Annotated in this window: 11 protein-coding genes; 1 reads left to right on the top strand and 10 read right to left on the bottom strand. The window is 62.5% G+C overall.

Annotated features, from left to right (window positions below):
- Positions 1-34 precede the first annotated feature (34 nt).
- From ACFCU0_RS07395 to ACFCU0_RS07385, 3 genes are all read right to left on the bottom strand, one after another.
- On the bottom strand, positions 35-571 hold the full coding sequence (locus ACFCU0_RS07395; RefSeq protein WP_434973026.1) for a rhodanese-like domain-containing protein: 537 nt from the start codon (positions 569-571) through the stop codon (positions 35-37).
- Between the two features lie 47 nt (positions 572-618).
- A complete protein-coding gene (locus ACFCU0_RS07390) occupies positions 619-1,434 on the bottom strand; it encodes a GntR family transcriptional regulator (RefSeq protein ID WP_434973025.1) in 816 nt (271 codons plus the stop codon).
- Between the two features lie 310 nt (positions 1,435-1,744).
- Positions 1,745-2,098, bottom strand: a complete 354-nt coding sequence (locus ACFCU0_RS07385; protein WP_434973024.1) for a hypothetical protein — start codon at positions 2,096-2,098, stop codon at positions 1,745-1,747.
- Between the two features lie 531 nt (positions 2,099-2,629).
- Between ACFCU0_RS07385 and ACFCU0_RS07380 the strand changes: the two genes are divergently transcribed.
- Positions 2,630-3,850 (top strand): damage-control phosphatase ARMT1 family protein, encoded by a 1,221-nt coding sequence (locus ACFCU0_RS07380; protein WP_434973023.1) that lies wholly within the window; start codon positions 2,630-2,632, stop codon positions 3,848-3,850.
- Between the two features lie 12 nt (positions 3,851-3,862).
- Here the strand turns inward: ACFCU0_RS07380 and glgX are convergent, their stop codons facing one another.
- The 7 genes from glgX to glmS all read right to left on the bottom strand — a co-directional run bounded on the left by glgX (position 3,863) and on the right by glmS (position 17,363).
- Positions 3,863-6,097, bottom strand: a complete 2,235-nt coding sequence (gene glgX, locus ACFCU0_RS07375; protein ID WP_434973022.1) for a glycogen debranching protein GlgX — start codon at positions 6,095-6,097, stop codon at positions 3,863-3,865.
- 283 nt (positions 6,098-6,380) lie between these two features.
- Positions 6,381-8,822: a TIM-barrel domain-containing protein gene (locus ACFCU0_RS07370; protein WP_434973021.1), complete on the bottom strand. Its 2,442-nt coding sequence runs from the start codon at positions 8,820-8,822 to the stop codon at positions 6,381-6,383.
- Positions 8,823-8,951: 129 nt separating this feature from the next.
- Positions 8,952-9,248 (bottom strand): hypothetical protein, encoded by a 297-nt coding sequence (locus tag ACFCU0_RS07365; RefSeq protein ID WP_434973020.1) that lies wholly within the window; start codon positions 9,246-9,248, stop codon positions 8,952-8,954.
- Positions 9,249-9,564: 316 nt separating this feature from the next.
- Complete coding sequence (locus ACFCU0_RS07360) at positions 9,565-9,819, bottom strand: hypothetical protein (RefSeq protein WP_434973019.1); 255 nt, start codon at positions 9,817-9,819, stop codon at positions 9,565-9,567.
- Positions 9,820-9,930: 111 nt separating this feature from the next.
- A complete protein-coding gene (locus ACFCU0_RS07355; protein ID WP_434973018.1) occupies positions 9,931-12,816 on the bottom strand; it encodes an ATP-dependent helicase in 2,886 nt (961 codons plus the stop codon).
- Between the two features lie 171 nt (positions 12,817-12,987).
- Positions 12,988-15,039: a serine hydrolase domain-containing protein gene (locus tag ACFCU0_RS07350; protein WP_434973017.1), complete on the bottom strand. Its 2,052-nt coding sequence runs from the start codon at positions 15,037-15,039 to the stop codon at positions 12,988-12,990.
- Between the two features lie 491 nt (positions 15,040-15,530).
- Positions 15,531-17,363: a glutamine--fructose-6-phosphate transaminase (isomerizing) gene (gene glmS / locus ACFCU0_RS07345; protein WP_434973016.1), complete on the bottom strand. Its 1,833-nt coding sequence runs from the start codon at positions 17,361-17,363 to the stop codon at positions 15,531-15,533.
- Positions 17,364-17,530: the final 167 nt, after the last annotated feature.

Genomic DNA, 17,530 nt, shown 5'->3' with positions numbered 1-17,530 from the left:
GCGGCCAACGGCACTCTGATGGTAATTCTCACCGCTACGAGGCTCCCGCCCCGCCCGGTCGATGTGCGTGAAGCTCCGACCTTAGAAGGTGGCCCCACACATCGTCGTACGGGTGAACCTCTCGGACCGCTGCCCCATCCCGAACAACGCGCCGCCCTTGATTCGCCCACCGAAAGATCGACCCGCGCAGGTTGACGACATTTCGAAATCCAGCCTCCGTCATTCTCTTGGCAAAACGGGCCGACCGGTAGCCGACCGAACAGTAAACGACGATGTCGGCGTCACGGTCGATCGAATCCAGGACCGACAGATCTTCAAGATCCGGGTCGACGCGGCGGGCACCGCGAAGATGGCTCACCGCAAACTCTTCTGAAGAGCGGACATCGAGGAGGACCGGGCGCTGACCGCTTGACATCTGCTGGTGCAGTGCTCCCGTGGTCATCTGGTGCACGTCCCCGAACTGGGTCTCAATCATCCGGTGGACCGCGGACCACTTCGTTTCGTCACTGCAACCGGTGTGCAGAGCAGCGACGCACAGCGCGGACATCGCCCAAACCGTCACGCGTTTCATAGAATCACTCCGGTCGTGCGTGGTAGAATGAACGGATGCCGAGCCGGCTATCGGGTATCGTCGGACCGTTCCGCGGCGTCGGCATCGAACACCGGTTCGAAATCTCGGAGAGGCATTCCCGAGTGGGGGTCGTCGTGGTCGGTGCGTTCGAGCTCCAGTTCGTACGCGACCCGGTCGCTGCGGTAGTATCGCCGCTGGAAATACACGTACTTGTCACCTCGAGAACAGGAGGTCCGTTCGATCACCAGGACCGCCGTGCCGGCTGAAATGCCCAGGTGGTTGGCGACATCGTCCGGCGCGTTGGTGGCGGTGATGCGGTAGTGCCCGCGAATGACCGGGATGTCGTAGTCCTGTTCGAGGATGTTATAGATGGTCTCGTGTTCGAGGTCGTGGCCCTCGAGGAGCGACGCATAGAACGGCGGCATCCAGGTTCGGTCGAAGGCAATCGGCTCCTCGTCCCCCAGACGAAGCCGATCCAGACGTACGACGCGCGCGTCCAGCTCCTGGTCAAGCCGGGAGGCGACGTAGCCAGGCACGCGTTCGGGGTCGAAATGTGTTACCCGCGACGATGCTTCCAGCCCGGCCTGGGCCATATCCTGGGCGAAGTCCGTCAGTCGAACCAGCCCCTGCGTTTCGTGCCGTTCCTTCACGAACGAACCAAGACCCTGGCGCCGATAGATGTAGTCCTCGTGCTCGAGGGTCTGCAGGGCCCGACGGACGGTAACTCGGCTCACGTCGAAGGTGGTCCCAAGCTGCTTCTCCGATGGCAGTTGCTCGTCGACGTCGTACTGCCCGGTCTCAATCTGCTCGCGCAGGTAATCGCTGATTTGTTCGTGGCGCGGACGACCTGATTCGAGTTCCATAAGAGCAGTTGCTACGGTCGATACGAGGGGACGTGAACCGATGCAGACGGCAAAATCCACTTGCGATCGGAAGTCTGATACAGGTCATAACAGGTACGAACCGGGCGAAAGTTCCTGCGTGCCCGACCGTAGGTCAGAAAAAGTTAGTTCAGAAAAAAAAATACGGAGACGCGACGCAGCGGGTGCCCGGAACAAGAAACCGAAACGAGTGGGTACGGCGGTGGACCGCTCCCTCGTTTCGGTTCGGGCGTCCGGGTCGTCGGTACGGGTCGACGACCCTTTCATGAATGTCGATACTACGGCCAACGGCTCACGTGAGCGTAGACGTCATGTACTTCGTCCACGACACGCCGTCGGTCTCGGACGAGGGCGGCGACGAAGCGCCGGGGGACGCGCCGTCTCCTCCGGATGGTGATTGAATGGATCGGAGGCGTTGCTTCAATTCGGCCCAGTCGTTTTCAAGTTTATCGATGAGCTGTCGACGGGTCGTTTCCGAAAGCGTCTCATAGGCGCTGCCGCGGAGGGCACTGAGAGCGCGAGCGTGGTGGCGCAGGGCACGCCGGAGATCGTCTTCTCGCCAGGAATCGCCCGTACCGGATGAACCGGTTGCGGACGGAAGCGAGAGCTGCAACGATGATGCAGGGGGCGACGTGGAAGCGCTCATGCGTCAAGGGGTCTGAGTGAGAGAAGAATTCGAGCGATCCGATTGCACCGTCGATCCCACGGAGACCGAGTGCGCGCTCGACCCGGAAGCGGTTCCAAAAGAAACCGAATGTACCGGTCGTTGGGATGCGCAGCTTCTCGCGGGGTCGTGATGGTACCGTATGATACCACCCTGTTGCTTGTTGTGCTTGAGGCAATCATTAAGCCAGCACCATGAAATGGCTAATCATCCATACGGGGATACCCCCACACGTAGCTCGGTTTACGGTTTACCCCGATCATGAAGAGATTGCAGCGTGCGGCTGTCCGGTCACCACGTCTCCGGCGTGTGTCTGTCCCGCGGGCAACGTGTCTCGAACGTGAGATGTCGAGACACCTGACGTGCGCATGCACTCGACCCTCCGTGTCTCTTTCCCACCGAGATGTTACGAATGTCCAGAGGTAGACCCTCTCGCAGCGGCCGGCAACGATGAGGGGCGTCGTCCGTGAAACCCCTGGAGAGTCCTTTTTTCCTCCCTTACACCGGTTCGCCTTGGCTTCCCCCCCTCCCACCACACTTGCTCCTCCCACCCCGTTGCGGGGGACCGACGGTTCGTCCTTCGCCCACTACAGTATCGTGGTGCGTCTGCCCGAGATTCTACGGCGCGTCCTGGATGAGAATCCGTTCCCCCCGGGCGTCCAAGAAGCTCTTCAGCAACTACATGCGGAGATTCCCTCGACGCCGCTTTATCCGATCGACGACCCGGGGGCTCCGGATGTGGACGCATGGACCGAGTACGTCGAGCGACTCAACGGCGCTACCTGGTTGGAGGCGCCGTGGTTTTTTGCGGAGACCTACTTCTACCGGCGCATCATTGCAGCGACGGGGTACTTCTCCGGCCCGCTCTACCACGAGGACCCCTTCAGGAGCGAGAAGGAAACGGGTCTACGAATGAATCGCAGCTCCATCCGTCGTTTCGCCCGGCGCGTGAGCAATGCTCTCCGATCTCGACCACCAACGGACGCGGACGTACAGGACCTGATCGGACAGAGCCTCTGGGGCAATCGAGCAGATCTCAGCCTCTGGGCGGCCGACGAGGACAAGCGGGGTGCACTCGACCAGCCGGACGATCGGCTCCTCGCAGACCATCGCCAACGCGTCGTCTCCGACCTGATCGACCACGGCCCGAACGGTCGCCTGTTCTTCGTTGCCGACAATGCCGGTCTCGAGCTAGTGGGGGACCTGTGCCTCCTCGACGCACTCCTATCGGGCGGCGTAATTTCGACCGTGACGATGCATGTGAAGTCGCACCCCACGTTTGTCTCGGATGTCGTCATCCCGGATGTCGGGCGGACGATCGCATTTCTCCGTGACTCCGTTGATCGGCGAGTACAGAAAATGGGAGGGCGCTTACAGGAGCACCGTGACGCGGGACGCATCCTGGTCGATGACGACCCGTTCTGGACGTCGCCGCATCCCCTGTGGGACATGCCGGAACGGATCGCCGACCCGATGCGCGCGCACGACCTGACGATCCTGAAGGGCGATGCAAACTACCGGCGGATGCTGGGAGACCGCCACTGGCCCTACACGACGCCGCTATCCGATGCGACTGCCTACCTGCCGGCTCCCACGCTGGCGCTGCGCACGATGAAAGCGGAGGTGGCCGTCGGTCTGTCGCAGAAAGACATTAACCGGGCCGCAGCCGCCGGCCAGAACTGGGCCATCAGTGGCGAATGGGGACTCATTCAGTATGCAGGCAGACCGGACTGATCCAGCCGGCGTCTAAGCATGCGTCGGCGGACCTCCCTCCGGGCTCTCCGTCGGTCGGGACACCAGAACTAGTACGCTTCGACCGGCCATGGCGTACCGATCCGTCACCTGCAGGGGCGGCGCCTCCTGGATCGATGTGATGTCGCTCGGGATCGGCCGGGCGGTGTCGGCGACGCGGTGCCAGGCGCTGCCCATTTGTGCCGGCGGAAGCAGAATGTTCGTCGACTCCGTCCCGGCGTGAAAGACCGCCACGAGGTCTGGCCCGTCCGGATCGCGGACGTGCATGCCCAGCGTCCGTGCGTTCGGGTCCGACCAATTGACCGTTCGGCCACGCGCATCGAACCACTCCACGTCCTGCGGGCTGTAGTACCCATCCGCTCGAAGCATCGGAAGCTGCTTCCGCAGGCGAATGGCCTGCCGCGTGAACTGTACCAGATCGTCGTATGCGTCTCGCCGCTCCCAGTCGTACCAGCTGGTTTCGTTATCCTGGCAGTACGCGTTGTTGTTGCCTCCCTGCGTACGCCGAAACTCGTCCCCGCCGAGAATCATCGGCACGCCGCGGGCGAGAAGCAGGGTCAGCAAAATATTTCGGGCTTGCCGGTTTCGCGTTCGCTGGACGAGCGGGTCATCTGTCGGACCCTCGACGCCGTGGTTGTTGCTGTAGTTGGCGTCGGTACCGTCCCGGTTGTTTTCTCCGTTCGCCGCATTGTGCTTGTGGTTGTAGCTGATCAAGTCGTTCAGCGTAAACCCGTCGTGACTGGTTACGTAGTTCACGCTCGAATGCGGCCCGCGCCCCGACGACGCGTAGAGGTCGGCGCTCCCCCCCAGCCGGCTGGCCAGATCATCGATGATGCCGCCGTCGCCCCGCCAGAACCGGCGCACCGTGTCGCGGAAAGGTCCGTTCCACTCAGCCCAGCGGTGCTTCGAAAACGTGCCGACCTGGTACGCTCCGGCCGCATCCCAGGCCTCCGCAATGATCTTCACATCACGAAGAATGGGGTCCTCCGCGATCCGCTCGACGAGGGGCGGGTCCGCGAGCAGGCTGCCGTCCTGGTCGCGCCCGAGCACGGACGCGAGGTCGAAGCGAAACCCGTCCACGTGCATCTCCATGACCCAGTACCGGAGTGCGTCCAGGATGAGCTCGCGCACGACCGGATGATCGGCTTTTACCGTATTGCCGGTCCCGGTATAGTCGCGATACCACTGTCGCTCCTCCTCAAGAAGGTAGTACACAGAGTTTTCCAGGCCGCGCCAGGAAAACGTCGGACCCAGATGGTTGCCTTCCCCCGTGTGATTGAAGACGACGTCCAGGATCACCTCGATACCGGCTGCGTGCAGCGCGCGGACCATCTGCTTGAATTCGAGCACCTGCTCGCCGCGCGTTCCTGCGCTCGAGTAACTGCCGTGCGGTGCCATGAAGGCCGCAGGGTTGTACCCCCAGTAGTTCGTAAGTGACTCGCCCGTGACCGGATTCGTTCGTGACAGCTCTTTCTCGTTGAAGGCCTGGACCGGGAGCAACTCCACGGCCGTGATACCGAGGGATTGCAGGTACGGGATTTTCTCGATCAGCCCCCGGTAGGTCCCGGGATCTGCCACGCCGCTCGATTCGTCGCATGTGAAGCCGCGGACGTGGACTTCGTAGATTATCGTTTCCGACCACGGCCGGCGAAGGAGCGTATCGCCCTGCCAGTCGAAGTGCTCCCACGTCACCACGCTCTTCGGCGTTTCCGCGGCATTGTCGTACGCATCCGGCTGCCACTCCTGGCCGTTGTCCCCGTGATGGTAGCCCCGGGCCTTTTTGAAGTCCCAGGTTTCGGTACCGGCGATCGCCCGCGCATAGGGGTCTATAAGGAGCTTGTGCGGATTGAAGCGATGTCCGCGTTGCGGCTGGTGCGGTCCATCTGCCCGGTACCCGTAGAGCGTCCCCGGAGCAAGGCCCTCGACCCAGACGTGCCAGATATCCCCCGTCCGGTTGGCGGCGGTATCAAGGCCAATCACTTGGGAGGGCTCACCAGCGGTCGGGTCATCGTAGATTTCGAGCCATACCTGCGTCGCATGTCGGCTGAAAATGGCGAAATTGACGCCTCCGTCCCGAATCTCGATGCCAAGCGGCAGCGGCAGCCCCGCCCTAACACTTCCCGTTTCGAGAAGTCCCTGGGCGAATGCGCGAAACCCATGACTGCGCGGCTCGGATACAGCGGTCGCGTCGGAATCCGTTCGGTGGGAACGAGGGTCTTGACTGGACATGACGGATACGCACTTCGGAGCGCATGACTGGCGATCAGAAACAGCGGCGGCGTCTCCCGCCTCACCCGAAAGCCGCAAAGCTCGTAGGGTGAATCGGACAGACGCCGCAATATACGCCGTTTGTGGAAAAAATGCGCGGTACGCCTCTCTCCAGTTACGTAGCGCGCGTTGTTACCACGCCGGAGCGTAAACGCTGTAGCCCGCCGGGAACGGCCGGCATGTCATGGGCCTGTGCGGCCCGGAGTTCAGATGTCTGGTGTGGGGTTGCGGAGAATCATCTTCCTCACCCCTCGATGATGCGTATCATGGCTCGTACCGTCCGGTCCAGGTCCTCAATCCGCTCGATCAGACTCCGGGCAGCGACGGGAGCCATGACGCCCTCACGCTGCCGGTAGATCACGTCCAGCCGCGCTTCCTCGAGCTTCGCTCGGAACGCGCTCAAGTCGGACACCCTGGCACGTGCACCGGGAGCGTTATCGAGAACCTCCACGATGGACCCTGGCCCGGAGGGAAGATCTTCCTCGGGGACGACGAACGCCGTGTCGGACGCGGCCGTGTCGGCCATCGGGGCCGCATCAGCCGCAATGACCGGCCGAGCGGACTCCTCGCCCGTTGAGTCGGCAAGGGAGACACCGGGCCCGGCCGGACTGGCAACGGTGGAATCGGCCTCGCTGGAGTCAGGGGCAGCGTCATCCGCACCGGGCGTTGCAACCGGTGGCGCGTGCTCCGTCAGAGACCGTTCATCGAGAAACGTTGCCAGCCCCGTGATTTGCCGCTTGTACACAGGCCGGTAGAGGCTGGACAGCGCCTCGCGCGAGTAGCGGACGAAGACGGGAATCTGATCCAGCGGCGCCTCGACCCGCAGTTCGATGTCGCCCGAATACACCTCCTGCGACCAGAAGTCCATCCATTGCCCGGGCGGAAGATATACGGTGCGGGCGGCTGTGGAGTCGACCACGGGAGCGACGAGAAGGTCGGATCCAAGGAAATACTGGTCCGCCCGGTCCGTGCGTCGAGCCGAACGGGGCACCTCAAGCATGAGGGGACGCATCACTGGCCTGCCAGTAGCGACCGCCTCTTTGTACTGGCGCCACAGGTACGTGCTGAATGTGTGATGCAGGCGTGTGTACCGGCGGATGATGCGCGCCATCTCCGGATCGGAGAGCCAGGATTCGACCCTGGAGGGTGCGCCCAGGTGGAATGACGGCGTAAAGGCTCGGAATTGCACCCATCGGGCGAACGCATCTCGCTGCACCGACGCCGTATCGGTGGTGGGTGCGGCTGTCCAGATCGGAACGCCGGCAAATCCGGCCGTTTGCGCAGCCGTGACGGCGGCCGGCAGTCCCGTTGTGGAGTCGAAGTCCGCCGTCCACCCCGTCGACTGGACCAGAGTCAGTCCGCGGGAGGCCCTGTCGTCTACCGCACGCCCAACGATTACCGGGTGCTTCACGCCGGCGTCCGTGAACGCCTCTCGCGTCGCATTCACGTACCGCGTCCGCCACCGGTGCCAGACGCTTCGCGCGGCCTCTCCGGTGTGATATCGACCGCTGTCCGGCAGAGCAGCCTCGTTCAAAACGACGCCGTTAACATCCGCTCGGTAGAGGCTCACCATCTGATCTTTCCACCAAGAGGCGGCCTCCGGATGCGTGAAGTCAACCACAGCTACCGCCGTCGACCCGGGCAACGATCTCGACGTATCTGGCCGCGACATCGCGGATGGCGCCGGCACCAGGAGCGGGGCGCCGACACTGTCCGCGACCAGAAGCTTACGCGCTGCGGCCTCCTCGAAGGCGGACGTCTCCGGCTCCACCAGAGGCCAGACATCCACCATCACCTGGAGGCCGGCATTCCGGAGGTCGTCGACGGAAGAGGCGGGAGCCGAGCCGGTTGGCTGTGCCGATGTAATTTGAGCCGTAGACGTGGCCGATGCGCGGTCTACAACGTACATCGTAGCCATCACATCGTAGGCCCGCAGAAGCCGCGATTCGGCGGTGATCTCCTCTACGGTCGCCATGGGCTGGGCATGCTTCCAGACGCCGTACTGGGCGGTCGGCGGCAGTCCCATGCGACCGGTCTGCTCCGTGAAGCGCTCGACGATCTCCGCCGGATCGGGGTCGGTGTAAAAGTAGAATGTGACCGACGATCCGTCTGCCCAGAACGTGAATAAGTCAACCGTGGAGCCGAAGTCCAGGCCAAAGTCGCCCTCGGTCGGCACGTAGACGCCGTACCCGCGGCTGCTCAGAGCCAGCGGCACGGCGCTTGAGTCGCGGCGGCTGTCGACCTGCGTGCCCCGCCGATCGAGGACCGCCGAGTTGCGCACATAGGTGTAAAATTGTTCGTCGCCCGACGGGACGAAGCCGTATCCGATTCGATCGATGTCTGGAGGCCCTTCGAGCGTCACGGTACTCACCGTTTCACCCGCGTCCACGGTGATCCGGAGGGGCGTTCCCCGTTCCGTCATGGCATTGTACACGCCGGGACTGCCCTCCACTGGCTCAGCCGATAGAACCCGCTCCCAGACGCCGCTGAAGTATAGACCGAACGCTGCCGCTTCGTTCGCCCGTGGAGGCGCACCGATCACCGACCGCGTGTTGTCATCAAGCTGCAGGTTGATGCGGAACGGGTCGGCGTCGACAGACACCGACTGCCCGACGGCCGCCAGCGTCCAAGCGGCCAGAAGAGCAACCGAGACGATTCCAATTCGGGCGAAAGCACGCACAGTCATCTTCCGAAGACGGGGGTAGGGGAATCAGTACGACCGTGGTCACATCGAAAGGCACGGCACAGCACAAAACTGAATTGCAAGCCCGATGCCACAGCCCCGTTTCGACCGCCCGACGGTTGGCGCCCTCCATTACGGAAACGGGAGCCCCGCGGGATGCTCGTCGCCTGCAAGGCCGACCTTCACGATGTGCAACCGCTCCTGGGTCGGTGCCGAAGCCGCATTCTTTTCCAGATTGAGGGACGCGTAGCTCCAGCCGATCATCCCGCCCAGATATGCGAGGGCGACCAGTGCAATTCCGGCATACTGGAGCCAGAGACGCACTTTTCGGCGACGGGGCGAACGTGGAGGGCGCGTGGGGGATGCACCGTCCTCAGGCCCCCGCTCGTGCGAGGATCCGCCCGTAGTTGGCGTGGCAGAAGTGTCCATGGCAACGCGTACCGGTTTGGGTGGGATCTGAATAGAGCCAATGCCACACGCGCCGACAGGTTGCCGCCCGGCCACCCGAACGCATCAATTTACACGACACGGTTGCAACTCCGATCTGCACCAGCACACGTGACGGTGTATCAGTGTCTGTCTCACGGTGTATCATCCGATGCATTCACCGACACACGCATCAACCTGTGCGGGGGAACGACATCCGATGGGTACCTATCGGGCAAACAAAGCAAACCCGTGCCGCGGATGAGGCAGGCACGGGGAAGGGGTGGGGCGCAACCCGATCGCCGGACGAGGCGGACCGTCATGCGTCAGCGTGACGATCGATGGTGTCATTCAGGTTTTCGTGCTCTCCCTCAAGGATACCGGCGATGAACAAACCGGTTTTGTTCTCCAGTTCCGCAAGTGTATGCGTTTCGGGTGCCCGGCGGTATTCGCGTTTTATAAACTCATCTTGGATCGCTTTCGTCGCCGCTTCCTGTTCGTCGTCGGCCTGCGTGACGTTCGTGAACCGGTCGAACCCGTCCTTCGTGAAGCCGATGACAGTGTAGGTGGCCATAGTCGCTTGGTATCAATCAACGTGTGTCGGATACCCCTCTTACGGGACGAAGGGCCTGTTGTGTTCGACCATTTCCATTCATGCCCGGAAGTGTTCTGCTACTGAGCGTCATCATTCACTGCCCACTTCGACGTAGGCCACTCGGTCCTCGACGACCTCAAGTGTGCGTACCAGCTTCTGTCGTCCGCGGTAGCACGCCGGAGAGGCGAGGCGGAGCGTCGTCTTATCCGGTGCTTCGGGCGGGTGAAGGTCCTTCAGAACGCGGCGCCGTGCGCTCTGGAGTCGCCGGCGGGTCGCACCAACATCGATGGAAACGTAAAGCGTTTCGCCAGACGACGAGGCCCGCTGAACGTCGCCGCAGAGGGCGTCGGGGGCTAACGATCCGACGGCCTCCTCCGCGACGCCGTCGGCATCTCGGTCGAATGCAACCCGGCCAACGGACACCGAACCCGCGACCACCAAAAACTCGCCCTCCTGCTTTTCGAATCGGACGGGTTTGCCCACCCAGTGGTCGGCCTGCGCGCCATCGTACGCGATCGGGACCTCGACCGCGGGAAGAACGAATTTTTTCTCTCGGAGATGGTCGAGATCCTCGGAGATCGGGTCCAGCACCTCAGCCTTTTGCCGCTCATACTCATCCTTGGCCGAAGCGTACGAGGATAGGCGCTGCCTCGCTGAAGAGATGGCCTCCTCCAGTGCGGTGATGCCTTCGCGTAGCCTCTCAAACCGTCCACGGTCGGGCGTCCAGCGTTCGAGCAGAAAGCGGTCGATCTGTAACTCGTCCACCGCTTCGCAAAATCGCGCGAGAACCGCCGTGTCAATCCTGTCGATTGGGCCGTGAAGCACCTGCCGGCAATGGTCGCACTGCTCGAGGACTCGCTCCGCATCGACGCCGCCGAGTAATGGTGAGATGGGTTCAGACTCGTCGCGGAAGAGGTAAAGCTCGTCCATCGCACGGGTAATCGCCACGTAGAATAGCCGGCGCTCTCCCTCGATGGCCTCCGCATTCGCCTGGCCTTCCGGCTCATCTTCGTCGTCTGTTTGCGAGCGCGATTCCCCTTCGTCCGATGCACTCTGAGACGCGGCGTCATTCGACGCGTCCTGTTTCTCAGACATGTCCTCCGGCGGTGCACTGCCTGCATCCATCCCCGTCAGGTTGGGGATGGTGCCGTCGTTGCAGTCCGGCACGAACACGACCGGCCACTCCCTTCCCTTCGCCCGGTGAATGGACCGGATCTCGAGACAGTTCGACGTCGGGCCTTGCTCCATGCGGTCGAACGAAATCTGCTTGATGCGCTCCAGCAGCGCGCGTGTGCTCGGGAGGCCCTGAGCGAAATGAACGAGGGAGCGGGCCGTCTGGATGCGATCGTCCGCCGTTTCCTTGAATGCGCTATGCTGACGGATGTAGCCTTCGTATCCCATCGCATCGATAAGCCAGTCAACCGTCTGATCGGCAGGTTCGTCGAGGCGACCCCGCAACTCCTCCATGACGCCCAGAAAATCGTCGATCCCCCGCGCAGTGCGGGCGTGCATGTCACCGCGGTAGCCGCGAAGGACGTCGAGGACTGAGGCTCGCTTCCGGCGCGTGCGTCGGCGAATGCGGGTCAGAACCGACCCGGAGACGTACCGATTCGGTTCCAGCATCACCTTCTCGAATCGATCGAGGTACTGCTGCACGCGTCGACCATTGTCGAACCAGCCGTGCTCACGGACCTGCCGGTCAAGCATGGCGAAGAAGAGGTGGCGCAGCAGCGCCTGCACCTGTGTTCGAAGATAAAAGGGCGAGCTGCCAGCGATCCGATACGGGATCTGTGCCCGGATGAGAGCCTGCTCGATGAACGGCGTCTGCGCGTACTGGCGGACGAGAATCACGAGATCCGAAGGCGGGGCCCCGGCATCGAGGTGCGATTGAATTTCAGCCACGAGATCTCGGGCCTGCCCGACCTGTCCCCGACCGGCACGCAGGTACGTGTACCCGTCGAAGGTGCGCGTCGGATGAAGTCGTTTCGGGTGCCGGCGCCGGTTCTCGCCGATCACGGCATTGGCCAGACTGGTCTGTTGCCCGGTCGACCGGAAGTTGTCGGAGATGACGTACTCGGACGCGTCGTATCGATTAGCGAACCCGAGAATGAACGACGGATCCGCCCCTCGCCATTCGTAGATGCACTGATCGTCGTCGCCGATCGCCATGTAGTTGCGATGCGACGCCGTGATCACGTCCAGGAGCCGGACCTGAACGGGGCTGACGTCCTGAAACTCATCGACGAGGACGTAATCGAACTGCGCCTGCGCCGCCTCGCGGACGTCGTCGTAGCGCATCAGGACCTCCCATCCCTCCCGGAGCATGTCATCGAACGTGATCCAGCCGCGCTGCTGGCGCAATCGTTCCGCGTATCGATACAGCGTGAGGAAGTCCTCGTTTTCGTGGTCCGCCTGCGTGGCATGCTCGCGGGCCTCGGCCGGTAACTGCGTCGCGTCCAGGTCTACATAGGCCAGACACGTCTTCCATGCGGAAATCCGGTCCTCCAGATCCGACTGCGGGATGCCCAAGGCGGACGTGTCGATGCTTCGCTCCATCGCAAGTTGCGTCCGAGCTTTTCCCGCCAGAATGCGCGCCATAGACGCCGGGTCGACCTCGCCATTTCGAAGCTGTCGTGGGCGGTGCCCGCGGCGCTCTGCATCCGCGATGAACGAACGGCCGAGCGAGTGGATCGTGCGGCACTGTACCCCTTCGACGTCCAGGGCGATGAGCCCGCGTTCGAGATCGTCGACGGTCGACCGTGAAAACGAACTCGCCAGAATCCGCTTCGGGCTGGCCCCGTCGTTCACGAGGCGCCGGATGCGGTGCACCATCGACGTCGTTTTTCCGGCGCCGGCGACGGCGAAAACCAGGGCGGGGCCCTCCTCATGCTCTACGATGCGTCGCTGCTCCGGTGTGAGCGTCCCGTTCTGAAGAGCGAGACCGGGGGTACGACCGGCAGCGACGGAGTCGGACATGCGTTAATCGGGCAAGACCTCGTGGACGATGAACCGCAGCGTTTCACGAGGTCCATGCGGTGTTCGTTCGGCCTACACAGCGATTCCACGATCGGTACGGTCTACGAAAAAGCGGCCCCGATCGACCTGACCGGCGCCGCCGTTCATCCAGCATACGTTGCTCGTTCGAATCTACTCCACCTTATCAAACCGTACGCCGCTCGTCCGTCCGTTGCCGGCACGCAGACCCATGACCTTTCCTGCCTCGTCCCGGACAAACTCGACATCCATAACCGGGAAAGCACCGGAGAATTGATCCTCCTGCCCAGGCTTTAACGTAATATCGTCGAGACGGGTATGCGTGAGCACGAGCTGCCCCTCCCGAACGGTCATGACGTAGGCGGTCTGCAACTCCTCGCTGTAGTAACGACCCTCGTACGCCTTTAGCGAGTCTGACGTCGGGCTCCACGGGTCGCGCTTGATGCGGGATGCCGTTTGCACCCCGTTCTGAAAGAGCGTGAGCGACTGCGCCTTCCCGTCCTCTACATCCTGAAATTCCACCCGCGCCTCGACCCGAACGAGTTCAAACGTGGAGGGCCCGGTCGGGCGGATTTCCAGGCGCGGCTGACCGGTCGCCTGCGTGTAATACGTACCGTCCTCCTGCATGAATGTCAGCACGAAGCCGGGAACGTTGTCCAGTTCGTACCGACCGACGAACGATTCAAAGTCCTCTGCCGTCATGTCCGCCGGCTCGAAGGAGGCAGTCGACGTGTCGGCGGGCGCGGCGGACCCCGGTTTGACCGGCTCCATGTCATCGCCGAAGAACGCCTCGGCCACGTCCAGCGGAAGAGAACCCGGTGCGGTCGCATTATTGGTCATCATGATGATTCCGGCATTCAGCTCCGGAAAGTACGTCACCTGCGCGCGATGAGCCATGTCTGCTCCGCCGTGCTGAATCGTCTTCAATCCGCGGATGTCCTGTACGAAAACGCCCAGTCCGTACGCGGTTGTATCCCCATTGGCAAGGACGTAGGGCGTGGTCATCTGCTCGTATGCACCCGCCCCGCCGAGTTCATGGGTGTTGAAATTGTCGATCCACTTGGCGAGATCGCTCAGCGTCGCGTATATGCCGCCCGCTCCCATTGCAGCCGGGAGATCGATGCCCTCCCGGTAACTGCCGTCGCTCATCGTGTATCCCCGTGCCGATCCCGGTACGACCTGGGATCGCGGGGCCCGAATCATCGTGCGGTTCATCCCCAGCGGCCCGAACACCCGGTCGTCCATGTACTCCGGGAACGACATGCCGGAAACGGTCGCGATGACGTCCGCGAGCAGCTGATAGCCGGTGTTGTTGTAGTTCCACTTCGTTCCCGGCTTGTTCTGAAGCTCTGGCTGTCGCTGGACGACGTCGACGATGTCTTCCTGGCTGATATAGTCGCCCCGGTCGAATCGGACGCCGGCCATCGCCAGGGTGTTGATGCTCTCCCGGTACCCGCTCGTGTGCGTCAGCAGGTGGCGAATTCGAACCGTGTCCTCGAACGCTTTTACATTCGGCAGGTGCTTCGTGACCGGGTCGTCAAGCGAGAGCTGCCCATCCTGCGCCAGGAGGAGCACCCCCATCGCCGTGAACTGCTTCGAGACGGATCCAATGTTCGATCTGGTATCGACCGTGAAAGGCGTCCCCGTGGTGAGGTCCGCCATCCCGAAGGCCTCCGTGTAGATCAAGGAACCGTCTTTCACCACGCCGACGGCCACGCCGGGCGCATCGCCGGATACCCGGTGGACGAGTTGCCTGACCCGGTCCGACGGCGCCGTCGCAATGGGCTCCGCTCCGTCGAGCCGTAGCGTGTAGCGGCCGGCGTCCTCCTCGAACGACGTGACGACGAGCCGGTGCACGCCCTCCGCCTCCGTTTCGAACTGAAACGGCTCCGGCCCTTCCCCGGTGACGTCGATGCGTGCGAGTTCTGAACCGTCCGGGGAGTGAACCTCGATAACGACATCCACGGTGTGCTGCTCGGCGACACCGTACACGAACCGGTCGGCGGCCAGATCGATCGTGTAGCTATGCTCATCGTCGGCACCGAGGGAGTCCGCGGTCGACTCCGCGACCGAAAGCGCACGATCGGCCGGCTGACCGGCGGCCGGCACTGCAACGAAGAACGCAGCAACACACGCAGCAAGCAATAAGACAGCGACCGGTGACGCCGTCCGCTGGCACTTGAAGAACGATCGGGACGTGAGCATGAGATAGACAGAGTTTTTTGTCGGGGAATATTCGCCGCATAACACGTCGATTCCGACCGGGTCGTTACACGACGTCCATGATGAGATGTCGCTGTCATGGACGGAATCCGATCGCGGCGGTTTCCGGAACCCGGCGGCAACGAACACCATCGCTCCACAGAAGAACGTGACGCAACGGCGGCGTGCCTGAGGGACAGGGCCCCGTCCTCTTGATCGTTCACGCGGAGCAGCACTCGCGGCATCGGCGCGGATGCTGAGTCCCGGTGAGCCCGAGGGACGGCCCGGCCCGCGATCAGAGACATGAACTTCAGGGAGGTGCGTGCGCGCGACCGGTACGCTGAATCGACCAGCGAAGCCGAATCACGGGCATGGAACGGACCGGGCGCGCCCGGAAAGGGACGCGCATCCAGACAGGGACGCGCATGAGCACACGAGCCTCTTTGACTCGGTGGGGTCACGTTCGTACGGGTCCGCAGCGAGCCCGGAGACGCTTATTCTACGGTGACGCTCTTCGCCAGGTTACGCGGCTGGTCGACGTGGCACCCGCGCATGACGGCGATGTGGTAGCTAAGAAGCTGAAGAGGCACAACGGTCAGCAGCGGCGAGAGGAATTCTTCGGTCTTGGGGATCCGGAGGACGTATTCGCACAGCTTGTCGAGTTCGCCATTTCCTTCATCCGTGATGGCGATCACGGATCCGTCGCGCGCCACCACCTCTTCGATGTTGGACACGACTTTATCGTACGTCGAATCCTTCATCGCAATAAAGACCACCGGCATGAACCGATCGATGAGCGCGATGGGGCCGTGCTTCATTTCTGCGGCCGGGTATCCCTCCGCATGAATGTAACTGATCTCTTTGAGCTTCAAGGCGCCCTCCAGCGCGACCGGGAAATTGTAGCCGCGCCCGAGATAGAGGAAGTTGGATGCATAACGGTATACGCTCGCCATTTCTCGGATCTCGTCGTTCATCCCCAGCACCTCGTCCACCTTGTCGGGGATGGAGGCAAGCGCGTGGAGATTGTGCGCCATCTCCGCGGTTGAGAGCGTCCGATTTTCGGCGAGTTTGAGCGCGATCATGGCGAGAACGGTCACCTGCGCCGTGAAGGCCTTCGTTGACGCAACGCCGATTTCCGGTCCCGCATGCAGGTACACGCCGGCATCGGTTTCCCGGGCGATGGTCGAACCGACGACGTTACAGATTCCCAGGCAGAGTACGCCGTTCTTCCGGGCCTCCCGGACGGCTGCGAGGGTGTCGGCCGTTTCGCCGCTTTGCGAAATTACGATCACCACGTCCCCGTCCCGCAGGATCGGATTGCGGTATCGGAATTCGCTGGCATACTCGACCTCGACGGGGATGCGCGCGAAGGACTCGATGAGGTACTCCCCCACGAGGGCCGAATGCCACGACGTGCCACAGGCGGCGATGATGATCCGGTCGGCGTCCACGATCTGGTCCCAGTGGTTGTAGAGCCCCCCGAGAACGACGCGCGGATCATCGGGGAGAAGCCGACCGCGCATAGAGTCCGACAGCGACTCCGGCTGCTCCATGATCTCTTTCAGCATGAAGTGGTCGTAGCCGCTCTTCTCGATCTCGCTGAGATCCCACTCGAGCTCATGCACCTCCTTCTCGAGGGGCACGTTATCGATGGTTTTCACCTCGTAGCCGTTGCGGTTGACGGTCACGATCTCTCCATCGCTCAGATACACGACCTGACGCGTATGTTCGACGAGCGGTGCGGCGTCCGACCCGATGAAGTATTCGCCGTCCCCGATCCCGAGGATCAGCGGGCTGCCCTTGCGTGCGGCGATCAACTGGTCGTCTACGCTCGACACCACGGCAATTCCGTAGGTGCCCACGACCTGCGTCAGGGCTTGGCGGACGGCCTCGCCGAGGGACAGATCCGTTTCTCGACGAATGTCCTCGATCAGGTGAACGAGAACTTCGGTGTCGGTGTCGCTGACGAACTCATACCCCTTTTCCTTCAGGCGCTTCCGGATGACCCCGTGGTTCTCAATGATCCCGTTGTGGACGAGGGCGAAGTCGCCCGAGACGCTCGTGTGCGGGTGGGCATTCGCATCCGTCGGCGGGCCATGCGTGGCCCAGCGGGTGTGACAGATGCCGAGGGTTCCAAGCAACGGTTGGCCGTCCACCGCGGAACGCAGTTCGTCCACTTTCCCCTTTCTTTTCTCCACCACGAGGCCGTCATCACCGACGATCGCAAGCCCCGCGGAGTCGTACCCGCGATATTCAAGCCGCTTTAGCCCGGTCAACAAAATCGACTCCGCTTGCTGACTGCCGATGTATCCAACAATTCCACACATATAAACGCGCTTGAGGTGTAGTCAGGGTGTTCAATCGTCGCCTCTCGTTCTCCGGTTTACCGGTTCCCTACCGGCACGAGAATCGTGCCACGCAGGACCGGGAATCCGGTGAGAGATCGACCATCCGATTAAGAAACGCCGGGGAATGCACGACTGCAACTGATTAC

The sequence above is a fragment of the Longibacter sp. genome (assembly GCF_051155795.1).
In the GTDB taxonomy this organism is placed as follows: domain Bacteria; phylum Bacteroidota; class Rhodothermia; order Rhodothermales; family Salinibacteraceae; genus Longibacter.
This window is presented reverse-complemented; position numbering and strand designations above follow the sequence as displayed.

Coding starts and splice junctions, on each gene's coding strand:
- ACFCU0_RS07395 (WP_434973026.1), bottom strand. CDS start 571: ATGAAACGCGTGACGGTTTGGGCGATGTCCGCGCTGTGCGTCGCTGCT.
- ACFCU0_RS07390 (WP_434973025.1), bottom strand. CDS start 1,434: ATGGAACTCGAATCAGGTCGTCCGCGCCACGAACAAATCAGCGATTAC.
- ACFCU0_RS07385 (WP_434973024.1), bottom strand. CDS start 2,098: ATGAGCGCTTCCACGTCGCCCCCTGCATCATCGTTGCAGCTCTCGCTT.
- glgX (WP_434973022.1), bottom strand. CDS start 6,097: ATGTCCAGTCAAGACCCTCGTTCCCACCGAACGGATTCCGACGCGACC.
- ACFCU0_RS07370 (WP_434973021.1), bottom strand. CDS start 8,822: ATGACTGTGCGTGCTTTCGCCCGAATTGGAATCGTCTCGGTTGCTCTT.
- ACFCU0_RS07365 (WP_434973020.1), bottom strand. CDS start 9,248: ATGGACACTTCTGCCACGCCAACTACGGGCGGATCCTCGCACGAGCGG.
- ACFCU0_RS07360 (WP_434973019.1), bottom strand. CDS start 9,819: ATGGCCACCTACACTGTCATCGGCTTCACGAAGGACGGGTTCGACCGG.
- ACFCU0_RS07355 (WP_434973018.1), bottom strand. CDS start 12,816: ATGTCCGACTCCGTCGCTGCCGGTCGTACCCCCGGTCTCGCTCTTCAG.
- ACFCU0_RS07350 (WP_434973017.1), bottom strand. CDS start 15,039: ATGCTCACGTCCCGATCGTTCTTCAAGTGCCAGCGGACGGCGTCACCG.
- glmS (WP_434973016.1), bottom strand. CDS start 17,363: ATGTGTGGAATTGTTGGATACATCGGCAGTCAGCAAGCGGAGTCGATT.